Below are 25,422 nucleotides of genomic sequence, written 5' to 3'. Positions count from 1 at the left end.
CGCGGGCCAGGGTGGCGTAGTCGTTTCTAGTCGTCCTTGCGCTGGGCGTCCGGTTTGGCAGGATTCCTGTACTACAACCTGCGCTATGCGGGAAATTGTCGGCGCGGGTGTTTTCTCGGTGATAAACGGCAGCATGGTGTGGGCTTCGTGTTTCGCCCTGGTTGTTCATAGCCCTGTCGCAGGGGACTCGCGGCGAGACCACACGGGACCGCTTGTGGCTGTTTGCGCTGCCGCTGGATGGATACGGTTGGCGTCATGCTGCGGGCATCTGGCGGCGCAAGTCGCTTTCGAGCGACCGTCACCACTTGCACCAACCTTGTCAGTGCGTGCCGGAATCGGGTCTGTGACATCGTCGCTTGTTTTTTTTTTGCCCCCCCACGCCGCTCGCGCAGCTTACCTGGAGGGATGATCGGTGTCGCTGCCTGCTGCGGGGAGTTCCCGAAGACTGATTTCTGGCTCTTCCTGCATCGTTTTTGGGGCTTATTTGCTGTGATTCTGCGCCCATGGCGGTGGTGCCCCCGAACGCGCCCGATCAATCGTGCGCTTGGCGCTTCATCGGTTAATGTACACAGGAATTTTTGTGGATAAGTGCGTGGAGAAGTTCCTGATCTGTTGGCTTGATAGGCGCGCGCTTGGGGTGGCAGCCGCTAGACTACCAGCTCTGAGCGGGTACCGAACTGAACTGCTCCCCGGCGGACCGAGGGGCCGCAAACGTCTATGTGGGTGCCAATGCCGGCGAACGGCGATGGCACCTGATTCGGCAAAGTGCCGCGGGATGTGGCGCAATTGAAAGAAACACTTCCTTCGGCGGCACGGTGTAGCGATGTTTCGCCCTTTTCATACGCCGTCGGACGAGAACGACTTAAGTTCCAATGCGTGCTCGAAGCGGGGACGATCGGCACCAACGTCGGCACGACGAGCGGCGTAGCGTGCGCAGACACTGATCTACTACATGGAGCGAGCGGCGGGTGATGAACGGCGCGCAGTGGGCTCGAAGTCAGCGTGCCTCAGACGTGAGGGAGCGCTGAGATGTTCAACAGAACTTCTCACGTGTGCCACGGGAAAAATTTGTCGCAGCCCCGCGGCCGAGTTTTTTCTTCGGCAAAAGGATTGAAGCCCTCGGTCGACCGGTTGGAACAGTCAGCGGGTAGCGGTGGCGCTGGTCAACCCACCCCGCCGATGAGCACGACCTGCGCGATGATGCAATCGCGCGGCGTCGACCTCAGTGCGCACCGACGGCCGCCAGTTGGTCCGTGAGCGCCTGCGATGGGGCCGAGCTGGTTCTGGTGATGGAACAGCATCATCGCGACGCGGTGCTGGCGCTGGACCCCGCTGCCCCGCGGCAAGGACCTTTCCTGCTCGGGCACTGGACGAATACCGAAATCCCTGAACCCCTATCGGCGCGGCGACGAAGCGCACGCGGAAGCGTTGCGCCTGATCGAAGCCGCAGGTCAAGCCCTGGGTCGAAAAGCTCGGCTGAACTAGCCGAGAAGCCGCGTTCGCTATTGCGCGGGGGCGTGAAATAGCGCACGTGCAATCGCCCCGAGCGGCGTTATCGTGCGGGTGTGATTCGCGACTCCCACAGCACCAAGAACACTTCCGGCGCCGTGTTGTGTAAAGGGCCGTGGCGTCTCCAATAGCTATGCACGGTGCCGAGCGGGTGGCTGCATTTGCGGTGCCTGTGTTCGGAATGTAAACTTCCTGGCGTTTTGTTCCCCAGGGACGCTGACGAGAGCACGAACGAATGGAAAACGAGGAGCTAAGTATGGAAATGTCGCCTGTGGTGCCTGGTCGAATCCGGCACCTCTTGATCGCTCTTGCCGTCAGCGCTCTGGCAGGCTGCAGCCTTGTGCCCGGTAACCAGAGCTACAGCGACCGCGACGAGTCTGCGGTGATGTTGCCGGTCCAGCAGGGAGACGCTCTGGTACCGGAACACATCAAGATCAAGCCGATTACTGCCGAACTGATCGTCGACATGTTCAAGGCAGCCCGACCGCCCATCGGTGACGGCACCAGCGTTGCCAGGAAGGCGACGGAGAGCGCGCCGCGTTCCGGCGGCAAGGGTTCCGGACCGACGCCCGAGTACAAGCTTGGGCCGGGCGACATCATTTCAATCATCGTCTGGGATCACCCCGAGCTGACCATCCCGGCCGGCAGCTTCCGTACCGCTGAGCAGGCGGGCACCGTTATCGCCGATGATGGAACGATCTACTTTCCGTACGCCGGAGTGGTCAATGTCCAGGGCAAGACGACCGGCGAAGTGCGCAGGATTTTGTCGGTAAAGTTGGCAAAATTCATCGAGCAGGTGCAGCTCGACGTGCGCATGGTGGCTTTTCGCAGCCAGCAGGTCTATGTCGTTGGCGAGGTGAGCAAACCGGGTATCCAGCCCGTGACCGATATTCCGATGACGGTAATCGAGGCGGTCAACCGCGCCGGTGGCTTCACTCCGGAGGCCGACTACAGCCGAGTGCTGCTGACTCGTCGTGGCAGCACCTACCTGGTCGATATCCAGGCAATGTACGACTACGGTGCGACGGCACAGAATGCCTTGCTGGAGCACGGCGACATCATCAATGTCGCGGACCGCAGCTACAACAAGATCTTCGTGCTCGGCGAAGTCGTTCGGCCGGGTTCGCAAGTAATGAACAAGAAGCGCTCGACGCTCGCCGAAGCGCTCAGCGACGCTGGCTATATCAGTCAGACGACTGCCGACCCACGCTGGATCTATGTCATGCGCGGCGATACCGAGACTCCGGAGCTCTTCCATCTGGATTCCCGTCTTCCCGACGCAATGTTGCTCGCCGATCGCTTTCCGCTGCGGCCGCGCGATGTTGTCTATGTCGATGCGGCGGCAGTCGTTCGCTGGCAGCGCGTGATCTCCAATATCCTGCCGACGGCGACGATGCTTAATCTTACCAGCCAGACGCAGTATCCGCTTTTCGGCGCGAGACAACCGCCGTACTGATCTCGACGAGTTTTTTTCCGCCGCAGGCCTGTCGGGGGCTGACCAAGCCGCCGGCTAAGCTCCCCCGCAAACGCCTGCCTAACACGCTGAGCCGCCCAGCCATGACTCTGGCGGCGGCAATCACGGACGATCCATGAACAACGACCAGTCACAGACCTCTTTCAACGCGCCCGGTGTCGCCGGCCGGTCAGACGCTCAGGCGCAAGCGCAGCCGATGCAGCAGATGTCCTCGGAAGATGAGGACGAGGGCCTGGCGCTTGGCGAGATCATTGCCGTGCTCATTGACTACCGCTGGTTGATTGCCGCGGTGAGCCTGTTGGCACTCGTTCTTGGCCTGGCTTGGGTGGTGGTGGCGAAGCCGGTCTACCGGGCCGATGGTCTCTTGCAAGTCGAGGAGAAAAGCTCCGGAATGGGTTCCCTCAAGGCCCTGCAGCCGCTGTTGGGTGACGACACAACGGTCTCAGCCGAACTCGAAATCCTCAGCTCGCGGATGGTCCTGGAACGGGTGGTCAGCAAGCTGAAGCTGGACATTGTGGCCGTTCCCAGAACCCTGCCCTTGATTGGCGGTGCGGTCAGCCGGCGCTACCAAGGTGATGAACCGAATTCGCCATGGCTGGGCCTGTCGAGTTTTGCATGGGGTGGTGACCGCATTCAGGTCGATTCGCTCGACGTTCCGCGACCAGCTCTGGATCAGAGGCTCACCTTGGTCGCGGGTGACGACGGCGCTTTCGAAGTGCTGGATTGGGAGGATCAGCCGGTCCTCAAGGGTGAAGCGGGGACGCGTGCCAGTAACCAGGATTACTCGATTTTTGTCGCGCAGCTCCAGGCGCGGCCAGGAACACAGTTTCGGCTGATGAGACTTTCCGCCGAAACAGCCGTGGCCAGTTTGCGCAAGAACTATTCCGTCAAGGAGCGCGGCAAGAAATCCAGCCTCGTGGAGCTTAACCTCTTGGGAGGAGATCCCGGGCAGATTGGTATTGTTCTCGACGACATCATGAACACCTATGTTCGGCAGAACGTCGAACGGCGTTCGGCCGAAGCCGAGAAGACCTTGGCCTTTCTCGAAACCCAGCTTCCCGCTCTCAAAACACAGGTCGATAGCGCCGAGGCGGCGTACAACAACTATCGTCAAAGCCGTGGTTCGCTCGACTTGAGCCTGGAGACACAGGGCGTGCTGAAGTCCCTGGTCGAGGTCGAGAACGCCGCCGTGTTGCTCAAGCAGGAGCGTGATGAATTGCGCCAGCGCTTCACTCCCGAGCATCCCAGGATTCAGGCGATGGATAACAAGTTGCAGCGTCTCACTGAGCGTCGCAAGGCTTTTGACGCCGATGTTGCGGCCTTGCCTGATACGCAGCAGACGGTTCTACGTCTGGCGCGCGATGTCGAAGTCTCGAACAGGCTCTATACCGAGTTGCTTAATACCGCCCAGCAATTGCGGGTGTCAAAGGCCGGGACGGTTGGCGACGTGCGCATCATCGATTCGGCGGCAGTCGCTCGCCAACCCGTCGGCACCGGGCCGGCCGCGATTCTGGGTATTGCCCTGCTTCTCGGCGTATTGCTGAGCATGGTCATCATTTGGCTGCTGCGGGCGCTGCGTGTGGTTGTCGAAGATCCCGAGATCATCGAGTCGCAACTCGGCCTGCCGGTCTATGCAACGGTCCCGCACAGCAAGACCGAAGTCGATTTGCACCGCAAGGCAAAATCAGGTGTCGGCGAGCTGCTGGCCGTCGGGTTTCCGGAAGACGACGCGGTCGAGAGCCTGCGCGGCCTGCGCACGACGCTGCACTTTGCCCTGCTCGACGCAAAACGCAACTCGCTGTTGATCACCGGTTCGAGCCCCGGCCTCGGCAAGAGCTTCATTTCCAAGAACCTTGGTGTCGTGCTGGCGCAGGTCGGCAAGCGCGTGGTGATCGTCGATGCCGACCTGCGCCGAGGGCATATCCACAAAGAGTTCGGCAGGGAGCGTGCGTCGGGAATCTCGGAGTACGTTGCCGGGCAGGTTTCGCTGGACGCGATTCTGAAAACGACTTCGGTCGCCAACTTGTGGGTGATCTCTACCGGCCAGATCCCGCCCAATCCTTCCGAACTGCTGATGCACGAGCGCTTTGTCACCTTGCTGACGCAACTCGGCGAACGCTTCGACACGGTCATCGTCGATGCGCCGCCGGTGCTGGCCGTTTCCGATGCGGCGATCATCGGCCGTCATGTCGGTGCCACGCTGATGGTCGCCCGCTCGGGAAAGCACCCGATTCGCGAACTCGAGCAAGCGGTCAAGCGCCTCAATCAGGCTGGTGTCGAAGTCAAGGGCTTCGTCTTCAACGACCTCAATGTCAGCCGCCAGCGCTACCGCTACGGTTACAAAGGCTACGTCTACCGCTACTCGTACAAGGATTAGTAATTGCCGGAATTGCTGGCTGGCCCGCGCCGTCGTCGCGCCTCGTAGAGGCAGACGCCGGTGGCGACCGAGACATTGAGGCTGGCGACGGAGCCGAGCATCGGGATGTTGACCAGTTGGTCACAGGTCTCGCGCGTCAGGCGGCGCAGGCCGTCGCCTTCGGCGCCGAGTACCCAGGCGCAGGCCGTGGGCCACTGGGCGCTGTAGAGATCGTCCTTGGCGTCGGCATCGGTGCCGACGATCCAGATTTCCCTTTCCTTCAGTTCGCGCAGCGTGCGGGCGAGATTGGTGACCGTGACGTAGGGGACGGTCTCGGCGGCACCACTGGCCACTTTCACGGCCGCCTGTGTCAAGCCAACGGCACGATCCTTGGGTGCGACGACCGCGTGCGCGCCGACGGCATCGGCAACCCGCAGGCAGGCGCCGAGGTTATGCGGATCCTGAATACTGTCGAGGATCAGCAGGAAGGCTGGTTCGTCGAGGGTGTCGAGAACGTCGTCGAGAGTCACGTGCCGCGGCGTCGCATCGACCGTGGCGATCACTCCCTGGTGCCGGGCGCCTGGCGCCATGGCCTGCAGTCGCGCGCCGTCCACCGGCAGGATGCGCACCGTGGCGAACTCCGCCTGGCGAACCAGATCACGCAGGCGAGCATCGTGGCGCGCGGCGTCGACGTAGATTTCACGTATTGCGCCGGGGTCGTGACGCAGTTTGGCGAGCGTCGAATGGAAGCCGAAAATCAGGCGTGAATTCTGGGACATGATAGGCAAGGCCGGTAGATAGAGGGCGCGATTCTAACAGCTTGCCGCCACGCCCTGTCGCTTGGCTGGCTGCCACCAGGTGCCTGGCGCACGCGGCTACTGCTTGCTGGCGATCGCCTCCAGGGTTCGCGAGCGCCAGTCGAGGACCGCCGTGCGCGTTGTCATCTGCTCGCCCAGGCGGGGAAATTCGCGGCGAATGACGTCGGCGGCGAAGCTCGACAGGAAGCTCGACTTGAGCTCCGCCCGCGCGCGGTCTACGCCGATTTCCTCGTACGGTACCGACGCCAGGAGCAGAAAGCCATCATCCGGAATCCGTCCGGCCTGCATGTTCGCTTCGATGATCCCGGCCGCCTTGCGGATCGGGACGTCGAGATTGGGGCTGTAGGGGCCGATGATCAAGGCGACATTGGGCGTGTGCAGGAAATCGAAGCCACGCCCGAGACAAATCGTCCACTCGCGGTGCTCGATGTCCAGCAGGCGCTCGCGACTGCGGATCTGCGAGCGTACGCTCTCGATATGTTCGAGATTGCCGTGCAGCAGCGGCAGCAGATCGGCGCGCATCTGTGCCGGCATGTCGGGCAGCAGGGCGGCGAGGCGTTGTTCGAGCGCTGCCCGGTCGGCGGCGGTCAGTTTCGCCAGGTGCAACTGCTCGCCAGTGGTGCCGTGGATCACCAGTGCGTCTTCGTCGGTTTCGAAACCGCAAACCAGCGGATAGACGGTACCGTGGTCGCTGCCGAAGATGTGTTCGACCTGGCGGCGTATCTCGTAGGTATGGGCGATGGCTGCCGCCGTGTCGTAGTCGAAGCCGGCACAACCGCGCCGTGGCTCGCCCTGCGAGTAGTGGTAGGTGACCAGGAAAAGCACATGCCGTCCGGCGTTGACGACGCGCTGCACATGGTGCGCGAGCACTTCGCCGAGGTGCGGCCAGCCGAGGTCGAAGATCCCACCGAGGTTGCGAAAAGGCATCAGCAGGCCGACCGGGGTGTTGGTCGCCACCGGGATGTTGATGCGCCCGTCCATGCACTTGAGGACGGCAATCGCCGTCGGGTGCTCGGCCTGATAGCGCTGGCGTGCCAGCCAGGCTTCCGGGCTGCGGTACATCGCTGCATGGCGCTCGGCCAGGCCGAACAGCCAGGCTATGCGTTCGGCGATTGGCTTTCCGTGAATATCCATGACCACAGCAGGCCGTGCCGATCAGAGAATCATGCCGGCGCCGATGGTGTTGTTCGAAGATTCGTCGATGACGATGAAGGCGCCGGTGCCGCGGCTTTCCGCGTAGGGGTCGGCAAAAATCGGCTGCGCCAGTTTGAAGCGCACGCGGGCAATGTCATTCATCACCAGCCGCTCGCACGCCTGCTGTTCCATGGTGTTGATGTCGATCCGGTAATCGATGCCGGCGAGCATCGCCTTGCTATCGCGGGTGGTGTGACGAATGAGGTATTTGCGGCGTGGATCGAGCGCTGCTTCGGCCAGCCAGCAGAGCATGGCGTCGATCTGTTTGCTGAGCGTCGGCAGTTCGCCGCTCTTGACGATCATGTCGCCGCGCGAGATGTCGATCTCGTCTTCGAGGAGGAGGGTCACCGACTGCTCGGCGGTGGCACAGGGCAGTGACTCGGCGAGCACCTGGATGTCCTTGACGCGCGTCTCCAGCCCCGAGGGCAGCACCGTCACCGCGTCGCCGATGGCCAGCTCGCCGGACTCGACACGGCCCATGAAGCCGCGATAATCGTGCAGTTCCGGATTGGCCGAATCCTGCGGACGGCACACATATTGCACCGGGAAGCGGAATTTCTCGGCGTGTGCGCTATGGACTGCCGGCACCGTTTCGAGGGTTTCGATGAGGCTCGGCCCGGTGTACCAGTCGAGTCGCGTGCCGCGCTCGACGATCATGTCGCCGTGCAGCGCCGACATCGGCATGAAGCGAATGTTCGCGATCCCCAGTTTGCCGGCAAAGGCCAGATAGTCGGCCTTGATGCGGGCGAAGATTTCTGGCGAGTAGTCGACCAGGTCCATCTTGTTTACGGCCACTACCACCTGCGGGATGCCGAGCAGGTGCGCTATGTACGAGTGGCGGCGGGTCTGCGCGAGAACGCCCCTGCGGGCGTCGATGAGGATGATCGCCAGGTCGGCCGTCGACGCGGCGGTGACCATGTTGCGCGTGTACTGCTCGTGGCCTGGGGCGTCGGCGATGATGTATTTGCGCGTGCCGGTGGTGAAGTAGCGATAGGCGACGTCGATGGTGATTCCCTGTTCGCGCTCGGCCTGCAGGCCGTCGGTGAGCAGCGACAGGTCGACAACATCCAGCCCGCGTTTTTCGGACGTGCGCTGCATGGCGTGCAGGGTGTCGGCGAGAATCGTCTTGCTGTCGTAGAGCAGGCGGCCGATCAGCGTGCTCTTGCCGTCGTCGACGCTGCCGCAGGTCAGAAAGCGCAGCAGGCCGTTGTCGGGGGCATCTTCGAGGGGGAGTGCTTGCATGGGTTCAATGGTGTCGATTGCGGACATCAGAAATAGCCTTCCTTCTTGCGTTGCTCCATCGACGCGTCCGAGGTCTGGTCGTCGAGGCGGGTGGCGCCACGCTCGGTGATCGTCGTGATTGCCGTTTCGGCGATGATCTTGGCGACGCTGTCGGCGTCTGACTCGACCGGCGCCGTGCAGGTGATATCGCCGACGGTGCGAAAGCGAACCATCACTTCTTCCACCACCTCACCGGGCTTGACCGGTGTCACCGCGGTGACCGGCAGCATGCCGCCGCTGCGCCGGACGATGGGGCGGCGGTGCGCGAAGTAGATCGATGGCAGGGCCAGTCGCTCGCGCTCGATGTACTGCCAGACGTCGATCTCGGTCCAGTTCGAGATCGGGAAAACGCGAATGTTTTCGCCTTTGAAGCTGCGTGCGTTATAGAGGTCCCAGAGCTCGGGGCGCTGGTTCTTGGGGTCCCACTGGCCGAATTCGTCGCGGAAGGAAAAAATTCGCTCCTTGGCGCGTGCCTTTTCCTCGTCGCGGCGCGCACCACCAATGCAAGCGTCGAAACCGAATTCCTCGATTGCTTCGAGCAGGGTTATCGACTGGTGCTTGTTGCGCGGTTCGTCGGCGGACTTGAGGACCACCGTGCCGCGCGCCATCGAGTCCTCGAGCGAACGCACGATCAGCCGCTCGCCGAGCTCGGCGGCGCGCTGGTCGCGGAAGTCGGTGACTTCCTGGTAGTTGTGGCCGGTATCGATATGCATCAGCGGGAACGGGAAACGGCCTGGGCGAAAGGCTTTCTCGGCGATACGCAGCATGCAGATCGAGTCCTTGCCGCCGGAGAACAGCAGCACCGGGTTGCTGCATTGGCCGGCAACCTCGCGCATGATGTGGATGGCCTCGGATTCGAGCCAGTCGAGATGGGAAAGGGTGACACTAGAAAGTGCTGTGCTGCTCATGATTGACCTGTGTGATTCATCGGTTGTTTGTCGGTGCGGGTTTCAGGTGCGCTTGAGGTGCAAGCCGCATTCCTTCGAGTCGGGATTCTCCCACCACCAGCGGCCGGCGCGTACATCTTCTCCCGGCGTGATCGCGCGCGAGCAGGGCGCGCAGCCGATGCTCGGGTAGAACTGGTCGTGCAAGGCGTTGTACGGTACCTGCTGCTGCTTGAGGTAGGCCCAGACTTCGCGTTCGCTCCATGCTGTGAGCGGGTTGAATTTCTCGAGCCCACCGCTGCCGACGTCGAAACTGCGCAGCGGCAGGTCCTCACGAGTCGCCGATTGCTGCGCGCGCATGCCGGTGATCCAGGCCTTGCGGCCAGCCAGCGCGCGTTGCAGAGGTTCAACCTTGCGGAAATGGCAGCAGCCCTTGCGCAGCTCGACCGACTCGTAGAAAGCGTTGATGCCGTTCTCACGCGTCCATGCCTCGGCCAGATCGTGGCGCGGATAATACAGGCGCAGCGCCAGGCCGTAGTGGCTCTTGACCTTTGCGATCAGCGCGTAGGTCTCGGCCGGCAGGCGGCCGGTGTCGAGCGAGAAGATCTCGATGTCGAGCCGCTCGGTGACGATCAGATCGGTGAGCACCATGTCTTCGGCACCGAGACTGCTGGCAAAAGCGGCCGGCGAGAAATCGTCGGCGATTTCGCGCAACAGGCGGCGCGCGCCAGCGACTTTGCTGGCCAGCGCGTCGAGCAGCGCGGGGTCGTCGAGTGTGCCGAGGTGCTTCATGCCGCCTCCTGGCCGCGTGCCGTGCGCCGGCGGAACAGCGGTTGCGGCTGGTCGACCGCCGCCTGGTAGGCGTCGCTGAAGACCGCCAAACCGGCGAGCGCTTTGTCGATGTCCTTGTCGGCACGCAGGGCGTAGGCGTCGATACCGCAGCGGCGCATGAAAAACAGCTGGTCCTGCTGCACGTCGCCGAGGGCGCGAATCTCGCCGCGGTAAGCGTAGCGCTCGCGCAGCAGGCGGGCGCTGGAGTAGCTGCGGCCGTCGGTGAATTTCGGGAAATTGACGCCGATCACCGCCAATCGGTCGAGGTCGTCGGCCAATGCTTCCGGGCCCTCGCCGGCGTCCAGCCAGACGCCAGGCGCCAGGCCTGCGGCGACGATCTCGTTCCGGCGTGCCAGCCAGACGGCCAGCGGCAGCAGCGTCGGCGCGGCAGGCAGGGCGACGGCTTCCGGTGTTTCTCCTTCGGCCAGCGTCAGCACCTGCCAGTGGTCTTCGACGATCTGCGTATTCTTGATGATCCTAGGCATTGACGATTTCCTTTGCTTGGCTTTCCTTGCCGGCGACCTTGGCCGTGCGGCGCCGGTCGCGGCCGGCGTAGGCGCGTGCCTTGAAGGGCTCGATACCGACGCGCTGCCAGGTGTCGATGAAGCGCTCGCTGGCGGTGCGCTGTTCGAGATAGACGGCGATCAGGGCTTCGATGACCTCCGGCACTTCCTGGGCGTAGAAGGAAGGGCCGATGACCTTGCCGATGATCGCGCTGTTGCCCTGTTGGCCGCCGACGGTGATCTGGTACCACTCCTCGTCGTTTTTGTCGACGCCGAGAATGCCGATGTTGGCGACATGATGGTGACCACAGGAGTTCATGCAGCCCGAGATGTTGAGCGAGATGTCGCCGATGTCGTAGAGATAGTCGAGGTCGTCGAATTTGTCGTTCACCGCCTCGGCGATCGGTAGCGAGCGCGCATTGGCCAGAGCACAGAGGTCGCCGCCAGGGCAGCAGATCATGTCCGTCAGCAGACCGATGTTGGCGGTCGCCAGGCGCTGGCCGCGGGCGAGTTGCCAGAGCTCGTGCAGATCGCCGAGCTTGACGTCGGAAAGGATCAGGTTCTGTTCATGGCTGACGCGCAGTTCGCCGAAGCTGAAGCGGTCGGCGAGGTCGGCGACGGCGATCATCTGCGTGTCGCTGATGTCGCCGGGAGCGACTCCCGGCGCTTTCAGCGACAGCGTCACGGCGGCATAGCCCGGCGTCTTGTGAGGGTGCACGCAGCGCTTGACCCAGTTGGCGAAAGCCTTGTCGGCAGTCAGGCGGGCGTTGTGCGCGGGGTCTTCGGCAGGCAGCGTCTCCCAGGCCGGCGGCTCGAAGTGGCCGGCGATACGATCGAACTCGGCGTCGGTGACCGTTGTCTCGCCGTCGCGCAGATGCGCCCACTCGGCCTCGACCTGGCGCGCAAACTCCTCGCTGCCGAGCGCCTGCACGAGAATCTTGATACGCGCCTTGTACATGTTGTCGCGGCGACCATAGCGGTTATACAGGCGCAGGATGGCCTCCAGGTAGGAGAGGATGTGCCGGCGCGGCAGAAACTCGCGAACCACCTTGCCGAGGATCGGCGTGCGCCCGAGACCGCCACCGACGAGGACCTTGAAGCCGATCTCGCCACGCTCGTCGCTGACCACCTCGAGTCCGATGTCGTGCGCCCGGATCACTGCGCGGTCCTGTGCCGCGGCATTCACCGCGATCTTGAACTTGCGCGGCAGGTAGGCGAATTCCGGATGGAAAGTCGACCATTGCCGCAGCAGTTCGCAGTACGGGCGCGGGTCGACCAGTTCGTCCGGCGCGACGCCGGCAAAGTGGTCGCTGGTGATGTTGCGGATGCAGTTGCCCGAGGTCTGCACGGCGTGCATTTCGACGCTCGCCAGCTCGGCCAGGATCTCCGGCGTTTCCTCGAACTGCGGCCAGTTGAGCTGCATGTTCTGGCGGGTCGTGAAGTGCCCGACGGCACGGTCGTAGCGGCGCGATATTTCGGCCAGCTTGCGCAGCTGCGCCGACGAGAGCATGCCGTAGGGGATGGCGATGCGCAGCATCGGACCGTGCCGCTGGATGTAAAGGCCGTTCTGCAGGCGCAGCGGACGCAGCTCGTCGTCCGAGAGTTCACCCGCCAGATGGCGCTCCATCTGGCCGCGATACTGGCTCACGCGCTGGTCAATCAGTTGTTGGTCAGTACTGTCGTAGCGATACATGGGTCGCTCCTTATAAGAATGAAGTCATGCCTGCCATTCCCTGGATCAGGCCGGGCACGGGCATCTACTGGGCGATCAGCTTGCCGCCGATGACGAGCAGCATGCAGGCCAGGATGGGGCGAAGAATACGGTCCGGGATTTTCGCCGAGGCGTGGCTGCCGAGCCAGATTCCGGGCAGCGAGCCGAGCAGCAGGCTGCCAAGCAGCGACCAGTCGATACTGCCAAGCAGCCAGTGCCCGAGGCCGGCGACCAGGGTCAGCGGCACAGCGTGCGCGAGGTCGCTGCCGATGATGCGCAGTGTCGGCAGCCGCGGGTAAAGGTAGAACAGCACGGCGACGCCGAGCGCCCCGGCGCCGACCGATGAAACGGTGACCAGGACGCCGAGCAGTGCGCCGACGGCAATGGTGATCGGTGCTCGCAGCTGCGTATGGGCGCTGTCATCAGCGTGGGCCAGCGCGTGGTTCTGCAGCTTGTGGCGGAAAATGATCGCCCCGGCGGTGAGCAGCAGGGCGATGCCCAGCGAGACCGAGATCACGTGCGAAACCTCGTCGCTCTGCTTGGGCAGGAAGGACAGCGCCCAGATGGTCAGCAGCGCGGCGGGAATACTGCCCGTCGCCAGCAGACGGGTGATGCGCCAGTCGACATGGTCCTTCTTGGCATGCACGAAAGTGCCGCCAGCCTTGGTGATTGCCGCATACAGGAGATCGGTACCGACGGCCGTTGCCGGGTGGATGCCGAAGACCAGCACCAGAAGTGGGGTCATCAGCGAGCCGCCACCAACGCCGGTGAGCCCGACGATGGCGCCAACGACAAAGCCCGACAAGGTGAACATCCAGTCCATCAAGGATCCGCTCTAGCGAAAATGAGCGCGCATGGTAGCAGCACAGAGTTTGATCGAAAAAGACTATTCAGTTAGATTGTTATAACCAACGGTGATTAAGGGTGGCGATGAAGCTCCAGCAACTGCGTTATCTCGTCGAAGTGGCGCAGCGCGGCCTCAACGTTTCGGAAGCCGCGGCAGCGCTGTACACCTCGCAACCGGGAATCTCGAAACAGATCAAGCTGCTCGAAGACGAACTGGGGGTGATCGTTTTCGAGCGCAGTGGCAAGCGCCTGACAGCGGTCACCGAGCCGGGCCGGGCGGTGCTCGAAATCGCCGAACGAATCCTGCGCGACGCGGAGAACATCCGTCGCGTCGGCGAGGAGTACGCCGGTGGCGACTCCGGCAGCCTGGTCATCGCCACGACGCACACGCAGGCACGCTACGCGCTGCCCGGCGTCGTCAAGAGCTTCGTCGACCGCCATCCGCGGGTGCGGCTGTCGCTGCGCCAGGGGCATCCGACGCAGATCGCCGAATGGGCGCTGAAAGGCGAGGCCGACATTGCCATCGCCACCGAAGCGCTCGACCAGTACCCGCAGCTCCTGATGCTCCCGTGCTACCAATGGGTGCACTGCGTGATCGCTCCCGACGGGCATGCCATCCTCGGCGAGAAGCCCCTGTCCCTGACTGCCCTGGCGCGCTGGCCACTGATCACCTACGACTCGGCCTTCGCCGGTCGCTCGCGCATCAACAAGGCTTTCGAACTCGCCCGGTTGACCCCCAACGTCGTGCTCACCGCCATCGACGCCGACGTCATCAAGACCTACGTCAGCCTCGGCCTCGGCCTCGGCATCATCGCCAGCATGGCTTTCGATGCCACCCGCGACGCCGGCCTGCAGGCGCTGCCTGCCGAACATCTCTTTGGCTCGAACACCACGCGCATCGGCTTGCGGCGTGGCAATCACATCCGTCGCTTCGAGTACGACTTCATTGAGCTTTTCGCGCCGCAGCTGACGCGAAAAGCGGTCGATATGGCCATTGCCGGTGCGCGGCCGGGGGAGGAGTATCAGCTTTGAGCATCAGCCGCTCAAGGCGACGATTCGCCGTGGCACTTCTGGTCGATGTTTCCGACCGGTCCTGGCTTGCTGCCATCCGCCGATGCGCAAGGATCACGACAGCGGCTACAAGTTTCTCTTCTCCACTCCGGAGCTGGTGCGCGACCTGATCATCGGCTTCGTTCCCGACGAATGGCTGGCCAGCCTCGACTACAGCACTCGCGAACGGGTCCCCGGCAGCGTCGGGCAGATAGTCAAACCAGGGCGCGGCCAGGCCATCGCGCCCGCCGTCGCTCGCTACCTGCCTGCTGCCCTCCCCCCTTGCGGGGGAGGGGCTGGGGGAGAGGGGGAAGCACGTTCAACTTCCGCCATCACCGCCTCCAGAACCGCCGCGGTGTCAGTCAGTATGTCGTTGTTCCAGAAGCGCATTATTCGGAATCCCTGAGCCGTCAACCAGGCATCGCGTGTCTCGTCGGGCAGCGATTCGTTGTGCTGTCCACCGTCCGCTTCAACGACGACACGAGCACCGAAATGCACGAAATCGACGACGTACGGGCCAATCGCCTGCTGGCGCCTGAATTTCACGCCGCCCAGGCGATGCGCTCGCAGGTGGCGCCAGAGGAGATTCTCGGCGTCGGTCATGTTCTGGCGTAGGGATTTGACGAAGTCGTGCTTGGGCATTGGTTTTCTCCCCCTCTCCCCAACCCCTCTCCCACGAGGGGCGAGGGGCTAGTGCTGCTTTCGGCGTGGTCGGTTTGCTGTGGCGAACATGCTGCTCGCGTGTTGGCGGGGCCGCGTGGCTGTGCTCACCGTGTCGTGCGTCCGGGGTGCCGGGGTGCAGCTTGTGGCGATTATCCTGGTAATCAGTTTGGCCGTGCTTGCGGGTGTGTGGCGATCCATGGCCGTTGTCCTTGATTCACGACGCAGCGATTTAGCGTGCTTGGTAAGGGAGTGCTTTCCAGACGGCAAAAGCGGCAGCGCCGGGTGGGCGGGCGGCGTTGCCGCTGTTTCTCGCGGACGCTTGGCTATACTGTTCGGCGACACGCCTTCTGGAAACCGTCACGATGATCACCACGAAGCTCTTCCTTGCCTCGTCCTCCGAATTCTGCGAGGAGCGGAAGGAGTTTGAGCTCTGCATCAGCCGCAAGAACAAGGCTTTACGTCCGCGGGGTGTCGTCATCGAGGTGGTGCTCTGGGAAGACTTCCTCAATGCCATGTCGAAGACCCGGTTGCAGGACGAGTACAACCAGGCGATTCGCGAATGCGACCTTTTTGTAACGTTGGTCGGGAGCAAGGCTGGTCGCTACACCGACGAAGAATTCGAGACCGCCCACGCGCAATTCAAGGCCACCGGCAGGCCCTTGATCTTCACCTATTTCAAGGACGTGCAGATCAGCTCTGCCAGTGTCAACCGGGCTGATATGGCAAGCCTGTGGGCGTTCGAGGACAAGCTGAAGGTCGTGGAGCACTTCCCAACGCGTTACACGAACACCGACCAGCTGAAGCATGAGTTCAATCAACAATTGGATAAGCTGCTTGCAAGCGGCTCGATCCGAGTCGCGTCGCACCAGCCTGAGCAGTCGCAAAAGTCACCCAAGGTCGACGCTGGCCCGACGGCCGGCAGGGCCTACCCGGTCGACGGCTATCTGCGCTGGCTGCGCAGCCATACCGAGTCCATCGAGCTGCGCGGCATCGAACGTGCGGGGGGCGCGCTGGTGGTGTCCCTGCCGCTGGAGGCGGCCTATGTGCCGCTGCGTGCCCGACCGATCCCGCGGCCCGGTGACGCGCAGGACAAGATGGCAGCGCAGTCTCTCCCTCGCCCCCGCAGCCGCGGTGACGCTGGCGAGAAAACAGAACCCGATGAGCGCGAGCGCGACAGCGATATTGACCTCAACCAGGTGCTCGGTCTCGGTAATCGCCTGGTGATCATCGGCGGGCCAGGGTCGGGCAAGACGACAGTACTGCTGCACATGGCGTGGGCGCTGGCGTCTTCACTGCTCACCGGGCAGGCGGAGCCGGCGCAGTCGCGCCTCGGTTTGGCGGTGGTCGCTACCAGCGAACTGCCCTTGCCGATCTTTGTGCCGCTCGCGTCGTTCGCCCGCTTCCGTCGCGAGCTGCCGGCCAACGCACCGGCACGCGAGAGGACGCTGACACACTTCATCTCCTATCACCTGATCGGGAAGCAGGCCGACGTCGATCTGCCCGACGATTTCTTCGTACAACTCCTCAGGGACGGGCGGCCGGTGATCCTGTTGCTCGACGGGCTCGATGAGGTCGCCAATGAAGAAGAGCGCGCCGAAGTGCGTGCGTCGGTCGAGGAATTGGTCAGTGGCCAGGAGCGCATGCGCGTCGTTGTCACCTGTCGCACCATCGCCTACCGCAGCGGCGGTACTGCGCTGGGCGTGAGGTTCCGTGAGATTGCCGTGCAGCCGCTCGATTTCGAGCAACACGTCGTACCGATGGTGCGCCAGGCGTACGCCTGTATCCACCCGCAGGACGCCGATTTGCGCAGCGAGCGGGTGCAGGAACTCCTGGGTGGCATTCGGCGGCTCGAGGACGACCGCCGTACGCGCCTCGGCGACGATGCGCAGGTGCTGGTCGATAGTCCGCTGATGGTGCGCCTGTTGCTGATCGTGCAGGTGAACAACCGCACGCTTCCTGACGGGCGCGCCGAGCTCTTCGACAAGGCGATCAGCGCCTTGCTGCAAGTCGACTACGGACGCGAGCAGGCCGACATCCGCGAGTTGGCCAGCGACTGGAAGGCGTTTCGCGACATGGCGCAGCATCTCGCTTTTCACATGCACCAGCAGGGGCGTGACCAGGGGCGCGAGATCGGTGAGCGGGCCTTGCAGAAGGTCTTGCGTGAGGAGGCCGAATTTCGGCCGCAAATTGACCGCTTCCTCAGCCACGCCCGTCAGCGCGGCAGCGTGCTGGAGGAGCGACAGGGCGCCTATCGCTTCATTCATCTGGCCTTTCAGGAATTCCTGGTGGCGCGCTACCTGCGCGAAGTCACCGGCGACGAGGGCCGTGACGCGATCCTTGCCGTGCTCGGCGACCGCCTCGACGATCCGTGGTGGCGCGAGCCGATTCTATTGCTGGCTGGCTACCGGGCGAGCAATGCCGCCAAGTCGGCGCGCGATTTTCTCGGAGCGCTGGCCAGGGTCGGTGGCGAGCCGAACGCGCAGTTCTCGGCAGCCGAACTGGCGGGCACGGCGGCGCTGGAATGGCGCGAATGCGGCGAAGCGACCCGCGGCGGTTGCGCGCGGAGGATCGTTGAACTGTTGGCAGACGAGTCGACGCTGCGAGCTGCCATGCCGGTTGTTCGTGCGCGTGCGGGCGATGTGCTCTCGGCGCTGGGCGACCCGCGGTTTGACCAAGAGCGCTTCTGGCTGCCGGCCGACGAGATGCTCGGTTTTGTACGCATTGCGGCTGACCCCGAGTTCCGGATCGGGACGCGCAAGGCGGATGCGCGGCGAGTTGGGGAAATCGTCGGTGGCAGCGTGGATCATGACGAAATCAATGACAAGCCGACGCCAACGCCGGAGTTCCTTATCGCGCGCTATCCGGTCACCGTCGCGCAGTTCCGCGCCTTCGTCGAGGCGGCGCACTACGAGATCGGCGATGCTGACTCGTTGCGAGACCCGGACAGCCGACCGGTGCTGCGGGTGAGCTGGCATGAGGCCATCGCCTACTGTGAGTGGCTGAACGAACAGCTTGCCGCTTCGCCGCTGTTCGCGGACAGTGACCCGGGCAGGCTCGTGCGCCAGCGCCAGTGGCGGGTCGCACTGCCCAGCGAGCTGGAGTGGGAGAAAGCCGCCCGTGGCGGCTTGCTGGATGCGGTCTTCTCATGGGGCAATGACGTTGACCCGGCTCGGGCCAACTATGCTGACTCGGGGATTGGCGACACGTCTGCGGTCGGTTGTTTTCCGGCCAACGATTTCGGCCTGTACGACATGATTGGCAACGCGTTTGAATGGACGCGCAGCCTTTTCAGGCCGTATCCCTATCAACCTGACGGTCGCCGCGAGGATCTGCGCGCGGCTGACGACGTTCCAAGGGTCGTTCGCGGCGCCTCGTGGCCCTTCTTTCGTGGCTACGCGCGCTGCGCCTATCGCCTCAGGTCCGATCCCCGCTCCCGTGACTCCCTCATCGGTTTCCGGGTGGTGTTGCGTTCTTCCCCTGTTGAGTAGCCCTGTCCTCTGTTCCTCTGGACTCTGGAGCTCGGGTGCGCTGACTCTGGAGGGGGTGCGGGGGAGACTTCCCCCGCTTCGGCGCTTTTCGCTGGCAGCCTGCACGGTTCAGGGCTTCCCTTTAAGCCGGCCAAGGTTTTGGCTACGCCGTCGTCGCGGCCTGCCTACTGCCTTTTCGCTGCCGCATCAGGCAGTCGCACGGCGATCATGTGCCCGCGCGCGCAAACCTCGCCATGGGCAGTCAAGGACAGATTGACGGTGACTTTGCGCGCTTTGACTTCGACGATTTCGCCGCGGACTTCCAGTTCGGCGTCTATCGGCGTCGGGCGGAGATAGTCGACCTTGAGCGAGGCGGTGACAAAGCGCATCGGCGGCGCGCCGCCCATTTCGCGACCTTCTGCCTTGCACGCGGCGGCCGCCGCCGATGCGGCTCCGTGGCAATCAAGCAGGGAGGCAATCAGCCCGCCGTAGACATTGCCGGGGACGCCGCCGGTGTAATAGGGCTGCGGCGTAAAGCGGGCAACGGTCGTCTCGCCATCCCAATGGCTTTTCAAATGATGGCCGTGTTCATTGCTTTTGCCGCATCCGTAGCAATGACTGAAATCCTCCGGATAAAAATCCTGAAAAGCTTTGTCGGGCATTTTTGCTTCCTTTCTGTAGTCGTGGGCGTTACCGAGTGGCGGGCGATATCTCGCTTTGAACTGCCTGGTCGGCAATGATTTCCTGCGTGAGGTTGTCGACGACCAGCGGGCATTCGAGGAAGGTCAGCGACGGCTCGCTGCCGTATTTGCCGCGGACGAAGGCTTTCCATTCTTGCGTGTAGACCCGATCGGCGTCGGCACGCATGTTCCAGAGATAGATGCCGCCGGCGCGCTTGCCGTCTTCGGAAAGAAAGTAGTACTTGCGAATCAGGCCGGGCATGCCCTGGTATTTTGGCGCCGTGCTCCGGAAAGTGGCCTGGGCCTGTTCTCTGGACAGAGTGTGGGGGAGCTTGAATTCGACGATGACGGTGATCATGGGCTTCTCCTGGCGTGGTGGTGATCCTGGGTGGCGGGGGGGTGGTCGACTGGCTGCTGCCCCTCTCCCCAAGCCCTCTCCGACGAGGGGCGAGGGGCTTGGAAGCGTCTTACTCCAGGCCCAGGCTACGACCCCTGCCTGGGCTGGAAAGCCATCGACCTGGCCGAGACGCTGAAGGCATCGGAGAAGCACGCGCCGTCTTCCGCACCGTGCTGCTTGAGGAAGGGGAAGATGGCTTCGACCATGCGCACCGAGCCGCAGGCGTAGATTTCGTGTTCCTTGAGTTCGGGGAAGTCTTCGAGGATGGCTTCGTGGACCAGGCCGGTGCGGCCGCTCCAGGTGGCTTCGGACTCGGGCTCGGAGAGCACGGGGATGAAGTGGAAGTTGTCGTGTTCCTGCGCCCAGCGCGTCGGCAGTTCGGGCAGGTAGAGATCTTTCAGAGTCTTGACGCCCCAGTAGAGATGGATTTGGCGCTTGAGACCGCGCTTGAAAGCGTCTTCGACCATGCTCTTGACCGGGGCGAAGCCGGTGGCGCCGGCGACGAAGACGATCGGGCGCTCGGATTCGCGCAGGCTGAAGTCGCCGATCGGGCCTTCGAAGCGGATCTCGTCACCTTCCTGCATGGCTTCGAAAACGTGCGTCGTGAATTTGCCGCCAGTCATCAGACGGATTTGCAGTTCGACGAACTCGGGTTCGTGCGGCGGGTTGGCGAAGGAGAAGGCGCGTCGCTGGCCGTCGTCGAGGATGATGTTTACGTACTGGCCGGCCTTGAACTTGATCTGCTGGCCTTGCGGCAACTTGAGCAGGACGCGCATGACGTCATGGGTGAGCTTCTCCATTTTGACGACGCGGGCGGTGTACTCCGGGATGCGGCTGCTGGCAGCACTGGCCTGGTACTCGACGATCACGTCTTCGAGGGCGGTGGCGCAGCAGGAGAGCACTTTGCCCTGCGCCAGTTCGGCGTCGGACAGCGCGCTCGGCTGGTACAGGCCGGGGTCGACCTTGCCTTGCAGGACGGTGCATTTGCAGACCCCACAGCCGCCGTTACGGCATTCGTAGGGCAGGTTGATGTCCTGGCGCAGGCCGGCGTCGAGCAGGGTTTCGCCAAAGCGGGCGCTGACCGATCTGTGATCGGGCTGGAAGGTGATCGAGGTCAATGCCTTGGCCGAGCCGAGTCGTTTTGGCGGCAGCCAGGGCACGAGGATCAGCAGGACGGTGAGGCCGATGACCCAGAACCAGAGGTGCAGGGGGTTGGTGACGTAGACCAGCGCCAGCACCGGCAACTCGAACCAGTCGAAGGCAATGCCGGTCGGGACTACCGCCATATCGGCTTCGCCACCCTGGCTGAGGATCGGCTTGACCAGCGACAGCGCCAGGAACATCAGGGTCACGGCGATGGCGATCGGGCGCGGCGGATTGATGTGCGCGCGCGGGATGCGCTGCACGTGCACCCACATCACGATGCCGATGATCAGCGGGATGCCGATGTGCAGGAAAGCGAGCAGGGTGAACAGGCGGCTATTGACGTTTTCAAGGAACAGGAAATTGCGGATCAGGGTGCCGTTGAACATGGGCAGGATGTCGAACCACTCGGCAGTGGCGATGACCACGAACTGCGCGAGCTTGTCCCAGACGAGCATGAAGCCATTGACGCCGGCGATGTAGATCAGCCACAGCAGGACGACGCCGGTGAGCCAGGAAAACGAGCGGAAGCCGCGATAGCGATCGTAGGCGAAGTGCCGCAGCATGTGTAGCAGCATGGTCAGGATCATGCCGTCGGTGGCGTAGCGGTGCACGCTGCGCAGGATGCCGCCCAGCCACCACTGGTCATGGGTGATGCTCTCGACCGACTCGAAGGCGTCATGGACGCCGGTGTCGGCGAAGATGTAGAGGTAGAGGCCGGAGATGAGCAGCAACCAGAATTGCCAGAAGCTGATCGTGCCGAGGTGGTAGAAGGGGTTCATCTTGTCGCCGAAGGCGACGTTGAACACATTCTCGATGCGCATGAACAGCCAGCGGATGACTTGTTGAATGATTTTGACCATTTTTGATGTCAGCTCGGGAAATTGTTTGATGTGGAACTCGCGTGCGTACCTGTTGGCCGGGACCTGTGTCGGCGGCAGCGTCTGGAGTTATGCGCAGTGGCGGTGATCACTTGAAGTACAAGCCACCTTGATCCGGGTTGAAGTCGACGACCATTACCTGCCGTGGGGCAAGGGTGATCTCTTCATCCTGGACGAAGTTGAAGCCGGGGACGACCAGGTTGTCGTTCATCCGGACTGCCAGCTGGTGCGTGCCTGCCTTGACTTCGAAGCGCTTGTAGACGGTCGACACGCCGTCCTTGTAGAGGCCGGTGGGGTGCAGCACTGTACGAAAAACCGGCTCGCCGTCGAGGTCTACTTCGAGATTGATGTCGGAGCGCTCGCGCGGGCAGTCCATCGGTGCGCGCATGTTCGGTGGCATCTTGGCCAGCTCTTCGGGTGTCCGCTTGCGACACTCGCGGTCGCCGAGGTGGCTGATCGAGAGCTTGATCAGCGCGACGTCTTCGGGAATCTGGTGGTAGGTCGGCGAGGTGGCGAAATAGCCGATGAAAGCGGCAAAAGCGCCGTAGAGGATCACCTGGCCGACGATGGCGGCGGGTTTAAGCATGATGTGAAGCACTCCGCAGGTAGGGTGGAAGGCGGTCGGTCGCAACCCCGAGGGTTTCGATCCGGGTTCTGAGTTCGGCCACCGCAGCGACCAGTGCGCCGCTGTCGTGCGCCGAGCCGAGCAGTAGTTGCAGTCGCGAGGGGGGTACGCTGGGGCGCAGGTGCGGTTCACGATCGCCGAGCAGGCGCTCGCTGGTCCAGCGTTCGCCGAGGCGGAAATCGCAGCCGCCGCCGCGACAGGCGGCAACCACGACGCCGTCGGCACCACCGCGCAGCGCATATTCGACGAAAGCCGGCGGCAGCATGCCGGTGCAGATCAGCTCAATCACCGCGGTGTCGGCGCCGGCCAGCGGGCTGCCCTGGGCACCGCGCGCGCAGGAGAAGACGACGATGCGGGTGCGGCCGGCGAGTTGCGCCAGCGCCTGCTCGAGTTGCTGGCGCAGGGCGTTGACCGGCAGTTGTGGCATGTCGATGCCGGTGATCAGCGTCTCGCGACGGCGGAAAGGGGTTGATGACGGGCAGGAGCCGGCACAGATGCCACAACTGGCGCAGAGGTCGGCGTCGACGATCGCCAGCTGGTAGCCGGGTCGGCCCGGGTGCGGCGCCATCGAGATCGCCGCATAGGGGCAGTCGACATGACAGCGGTCGCAGCCGGTGCAGTTGGCCGGGTCGACGACGGCGATCGGCTGCGCCTTGGGGTGCGGCAGCAGGGGCAGGGCGAAGAGTAGTGCCGTCAGGCCGAAGAGCAGCGACCAGACGATGGCTGGCGAGGTCAGGTCGGTGAGCGGATGAATGAACAGGATGAACCAGTCGAAAGCCAGTTCACCGGGAACGCTGGCCAGATCGGCGGGCGGGTTGCTCAGCGCGGGTCGGAACAGGGCGAGCAGGGTCAGGGCGGCGGCGGTAGCCAGCATCACGCGACGCGTCGGCAGGTAATCGACATGAGCGACGCGATGGACGTGTGCCCACAGGCCGAGGATCAGTAGCAGCGGCACGCCGAGATGGATGAAAATCAGGACCGTGAAGAAGCGGTCGCTGATCGCGCTCGGCGACATGAAGTTGCGCGCCGATGGCTCGCTGAAGATCGGTAGCCAGTCGAGCAGTTCGGTGGTCGCGGTCGCCGACAATTGCGCGAGTTCATCCCAGACGATCCAGTAGCCGCCGATTCCGGCAATATAGGCCAGCCAGATCAGCGGGATGCCGGTCATCCACGAGTAAAGGCGGAAGCCGTAATAGCGGCCGTAGGACCATTCGCGAAGCAGATGCAGCATCATCACCAGCATGAAGCCGTCCGAGGCGTAGCGATGCAGGCTGCGCAGGACGCCGCCGAGGTACCACTGCTCGTTGGAGAGATAGCCGATGGAGTGATAGACGGCGTCGATGCCGGTATCGAGAACGGTGTAGAGATAAAGACCGCTGCCGACGACGATCCACAGCAGATAGAGACCCATCGCGCCGAGATGGCGCAGGGGGTTGTCCTGGCCACCGAACGGGGAATCGAAGGCTTCTTCAACACGCAGAAAAACGCTCTTTGTGCCGTTGCGCAATGCGGCGTGGAAGCTCACGTGCCGGAGGCCTCTGAAGCGTGGTTGAGAATAATCATTAGCCGCTGATTATATAGACTGCGGGCTGGAGGCGACTTGACCCGAGTCAAATACAAAACATGCCATGACGGTTGCGACATGTCACAAGACCACGGAAGCTGGCTTAGACGCCGTCGGCAAAACCCTGTTGCCGCCAGGCTTCGAAGACCATCACCGCGACCGCATTCGAGAGGTTGAGGCTGCGTTGTCCGGGCCGCATCGGCAGGCGCAGGCGCTGCTCGGCGGCGAATTCGGCCATCACCTCGGCCGGTAGGCCGCTGGTCTCCTGGCCGAAGACGAAGACGTCGTCGGCAGCGAAGTCCGGATCGTCGAAACGTCGTCCGCCGCGCGTGCTGAGCGCGAAGCGGCGCCGCCCGCTCAGGGCCTGCTTGCAGGCGTCCCAGTCGGCGTGCCGAAAAACGCGAGCAAACTCGTGATAGTCGAGGCCGGCACGCTTCAGCGAGCGGTCTTCCCAGCGGAAGCCGAGCGGTTCGACGAGGTGCAGTTCGCAGCCGGTGTTGGCACACAGGCGAATGACGTTGCCGGTGTTCGGCGGGATTTCGGGTCGAAAGAGGACGACGGCGCTCAATGGCTGCTCCGGTGGCTCGGCTTGCCTGGCCCGCGAGTGGCTTTTGCAGTTCAAAAGTGGGGGACCGGCGCTGGCGCTCGCCGATCAGGGCGCCTTGGGCTCGTCGCGGCGCCGATTTCTCCAGAAGTTGATCGACAGGTAGATCATGAAGAAGACGAAAGTCAGGAAGCCGGCGAACATGAAATACAGCGAGTAGTCGGTACGATAGCGCCCGGTCTGCGGGTCGTAGACCGAGCAGATGATGCGGATACGCTCCATGATCTCCCGCAGGGTGCCCGTCTCGGGCGGGATGGCGGAGCCGGTGATCAGCAGCTTGAGCGGTTCGGCGATGTCTTCGGCGGTGAACTTCTCGCCATAGACCTGGCGCACGATCCTGCCTTCTGCATCCACCATCGTCACCTGGTTGAGGTGGTCGAAGCCGGCCGAGGTGGCGATGAAGCGAAAGCCGAAATGAGCCGTCAAGTCATCGACGATTGCCGTCGCCGGGCTGAGAAAATTCCAGTTGGGGAGGTCGATGCCGTACTGCCGGGAAAAATCCCGCAAGGCAGCTGGCGAGTCGAAAGGCTGGTTGAAGCCGATGCTGACGACGTTGAAGCGATCGGCACCCATGACGCTGACCGTGTTCTCGAGCGCTTTCTGCAGGTTGCGGGTGGTCGTCGGGCAGACCTGGAAACAGGCGGTGTAAATGAAGTTGACCAGTAGCGGCTTGCCCAGATAACGGGACAGTTCGACCGGCTTTCCGTTGCGGTCGAGCAGCACGAAGTCCCCCAGCGGCCTGCCAATGGCGGCCTGCGAGAAGGTGTAAGCGGCTTTTTCGTCGAGCGCGGTCAGTGTCAGGTCGCCGCGCAGCAGCCCCTGCGGCCGAGCCGTGAGCTTGGGCTGTTCGACCGCGGCTTCATCGGCGACGAGAGGGGAGGCTGCCAGAAAGAGAAGCGACGCCAGGAGGGCGCGAAAACAGGGACCAATCATCGAAACAT

20 protein-coding genes are annotated in these 25,422 nt (G+C 63.3%); 4 read left to right on the top strand and 16 right to left on the bottom strand.

Annotation, left to right across the window (positions count from 1 at the left end; translation table 11 throughout):
• Positions 1-1,765: 1,765 nt before the first annotated feature.
• Both QZ648_RS24155 and QZ648_RS24150 read left to right on the top strand, forming a co-directional pair.
• Positions 1,766-2,965 carry a polysaccharide biosynthesis/export family protein gene (locus tag QZ648_RS24155; protein WP_169066056.1) on the top strand — a complete coding sequence of 400 codons (1,200 nt, stop codon included), beginning with the start codon at positions 1,766-1,768 and terminating at the stop codon, positions 2,963-2,965.
• Between the two features lie 133 nt (positions 2,966-3,098).
• The gene (locus QZ648_RS24150; protein WP_291998513.1) at positions 3,099-5,360 is read left to right on the top strand and encodes a polysaccharide biosynthesis tyrosine autokinase; all 2,262 of its coding nucleotides are present in this window, start codon (positions 3,099-3,101) and stop codon (positions 5,358-5,360) included.
• On the opposite strand, the gene rlmB is transcribed toward QZ648_RS24150, so the two are convergent.
• The 8 genes from rlmB to QZ648_RS24110 all read right to left on the bottom strand — a co-directional run bounded on the left by rlmB (position 5,357) and on the right by QZ648_RS24110 (position 13,384).
• Positions 5,357-6,118 carry a 23S rRNA (guanosine(2251)-2'-O)-methyltransferase RlmB gene (gene rlmB / locus QZ648_RS24145; RefSeq protein ID WP_291998512.1) on the bottom strand — a complete coding sequence of 254 codons (762 nt, stop codon included), beginning with the start codon at positions 6,116-6,118 and terminating at the stop codon, positions 5,357-5,359. The genes QZ648_RS24150 and rlmB overlap by 4 nt on opposite strands.
• Positions 6,119-6,214: 96 nt before the next feature.
• The gene (locus QZ648_RS24140; RefSeq protein WP_211203672.1) at positions 6,215-7,291 is read right to left on the bottom strand and encodes a carboxysome shell carbonic anhydrase domain-containg protein; all 1,077 of its coding nucleotides are present in this window, start codon (positions 7,289-7,291) and stop codon (positions 6,215-6,217) included.
• Between the two features lie 21 nt (positions 7,292-7,312).
• Positions 7,313-8,593, bottom strand: a complete 1,281-nt coding sequence (locus QZ648_RS24135; protein ID WP_169066118.1) for a GTP-binding protein — start codon at positions 8,591-8,593, stop codon at positions 7,313-7,315.
• A 26-nt stretch (positions 8,594-8,619) separates the two neighbouring features.
• A complete protein-coding gene (gene cysD, locus QZ648_RS24130; protein WP_169066052.1) occupies positions 8,620-9,540 on the bottom strand; it encodes a sulfate adenylyltransferase subunit CysD in 921 nt (306 codons plus the stop codon).
• Positions 9,541-9,582: 42 nt separating this feature from the next.
• Positions 9,583-10,308, bottom strand: coding sequence for a phosphoadenylyl-sulfate reductase (locus QZ648_RS24125; protein ID WP_291998511.1), 726 nt, complete (start codon positions 10,306-10,308; stop codon positions 9,583-9,585).
• The gene (locus QZ648_RS24120) at positions 10,305-10,832 is read right to left on the bottom strand and encodes a DUF934 domain-containing protein (protein WP_169066050.1); all 528 of its coding nucleotides are present in this window, start codon (positions 10,830-10,832) and stop codon (positions 10,305-10,307) included. Before QZ648_RS24120 ends, QZ648_RS24125 begins: the two co-directional genes overlap by 4 nt.
• Positions 10,825-12,543 carry a nitrite/sulfite reductase gene (locus QZ648_RS24115; protein WP_291998510.1) on the bottom strand — a complete coding sequence of 573 codons (1,719 nt, stop codon included), beginning with the start codon at positions 12,541-12,543 and terminating at the stop codon, positions 10,825-10,827. Before QZ648_RS24115 ends, QZ648_RS24120 begins: the two co-directional genes overlap by 8 nt.
• A gap of 64 nt (positions 12,544-12,607) precedes the next feature.
• Positions 12,608-13,384 carry a sulfite exporter TauE/SafE family protein gene (locus tag QZ648_RS24110; protein WP_169066048.1) on the bottom strand — a complete coding sequence of 259 codons (777 nt, stop codon included), beginning with the start codon at positions 13,382-13,384 and terminating at the stop codon, positions 12,608-12,610.
• Between the two features lie 107 nt (positions 13,385-13,491).
• Here QZ648_RS24110 and QZ648_RS24105 point away from each other — a divergent pair, with 107 nt between their 5' ends.
• Positions 13,492-14,439, top strand: a complete 948-nt coding sequence (locus tag QZ648_RS24105) for a CysB family HTH-type transcriptional regulator (RefSeq protein ID WP_169066117.1) — start codon at positions 13,492-13,494, stop codon at positions 14,437-14,439.
• Positions 14,440-14,715: 276 nt separating this feature from the next.
• Here the strand turns inward: QZ648_RS24105 and QZ648_RS24100 are convergent, their stop codons facing one another.
• Entirely contained in the window at positions 14,716-15,060 is a 345-nt protein-coding gene (locus QZ648_RS24100; protein WP_291998517.1) for a DUF559 domain-containing protein, read from the bottom strand.
• 422 nt (positions 15,061-15,482) lie between these two features.
• Here QZ648_RS24100 and QZ648_RS24095 point away from each other — a divergent pair, with 422 nt between their 5' ends.
• A complete protein-coding gene (locus QZ648_RS24095; RefSeq protein ID WP_291998509.1) occupies positions 15,483-18,608 on the top strand; it encodes an SUMF1/EgtB/PvdO family nonheme iron enzyme in 3,126 nt (1,041 codons plus the stop codon).
• Between the two features lie 164 nt (positions 18,609-18,772).
• Here QZ648_RS24095 and QZ648_RS24090 read toward each other — a convergent pair whose 3' ends face one another.
• The 7 genes from QZ648_RS24090 to QZ648_RS24060 all read right to left on the bottom strand — a co-directional run bounded on the left by QZ648_RS24090 (position 18,773) and on the right by QZ648_RS24060 (position 25,414).
• Positions 18,773-19,249 carry a PaaI family thioesterase gene (locus QZ648_RS24090; protein WP_291998508.1) on the bottom strand — a complete coding sequence of 159 codons (477 nt, stop codon included), beginning with the start codon at positions 19,247-19,249 and terminating at the stop codon, positions 18,773-18,775.
• A 28-nt stretch (positions 19,250-19,277) separates the two neighbouring features.
• On the bottom strand, positions 19,278-19,625 hold the full coding sequence (locus QZ648_RS24085; protein ID WP_291998507.1) for a YdhR family protein: 348 nt from the start codon (positions 19,623-19,625) through the stop codon (positions 19,278-19,280).
• Between the two features lie 125 nt (positions 19,626-19,750).
• Positions 19,751-21,670, bottom strand: coding sequence for a 2Fe-2S iron-sulfur cluster-binding protein (locus QZ648_RS24080; RefSeq protein WP_291998506.1), 1,920 nt, complete (start codon positions 21,668-21,670; stop codon positions 19,751-19,753).
• Between the two features lie 106 nt (positions 21,671-21,776).
• On the bottom strand, positions 21,777-22,274 hold the full coding sequence (locus QZ648_RS24075) for a hypothetical protein (RefSeq protein ID WP_169066042.1): 498 nt from the start codon (positions 22,272-22,274) through the stop codon (positions 21,777-21,779).
• Positions 22,267-23,838: a hydrogenase iron-sulfur subunit gene (locus tag QZ648_RS24070; RefSeq protein ID WP_291998505.1), complete on the bottom strand. Its 1,572-nt coding sequence runs from the start codon at positions 23,836-23,838 to the stop codon at positions 22,267-22,269. The genes QZ648_RS24075 and QZ648_RS24070 overlap by 8 nt, the downstream gene beginning before the upstream one ends.
• A 142-nt stretch (positions 23,839-23,980) precedes the next feature.
• Complete coding sequence (locus QZ648_RS24065) at positions 23,981-24,445, bottom strand: tRNA (cytidine(34)-2'-O)-methyltransferase (protein WP_169066040.1); 465 nt, start codon at positions 24,443-24,445, stop codon at positions 23,981-23,983.
• An 84-nt stretch (positions 24,446-24,529) separates the two neighbouring features.
• Positions 24,530-25,414 (bottom strand): SCO family protein, encoded by an 885-nt coding sequence (locus QZ648_RS24060; protein WP_291998504.1) that lies wholly within the window; start codon positions 25,412-25,414, stop codon positions 24,530-24,532.
• Positions 25,415-25,422: the final 8 nt, after the last annotated feature.

The sequence above is a fragment of the Candidatus Accumulibacter sp. ACC012 genome (assembly GCF_907163155.1).
Lineage (GTDB): Bacteria > Pseudomonadota > Gammaproteobacteria > Burkholderiales > Rhodocyclaceae > Accumulibacter > Accumulibacter delftensis.
Note: the sequence above shows the minus strand (reverse complement) of the source record. Positions and strands in the feature narration are given on the sequence as shown.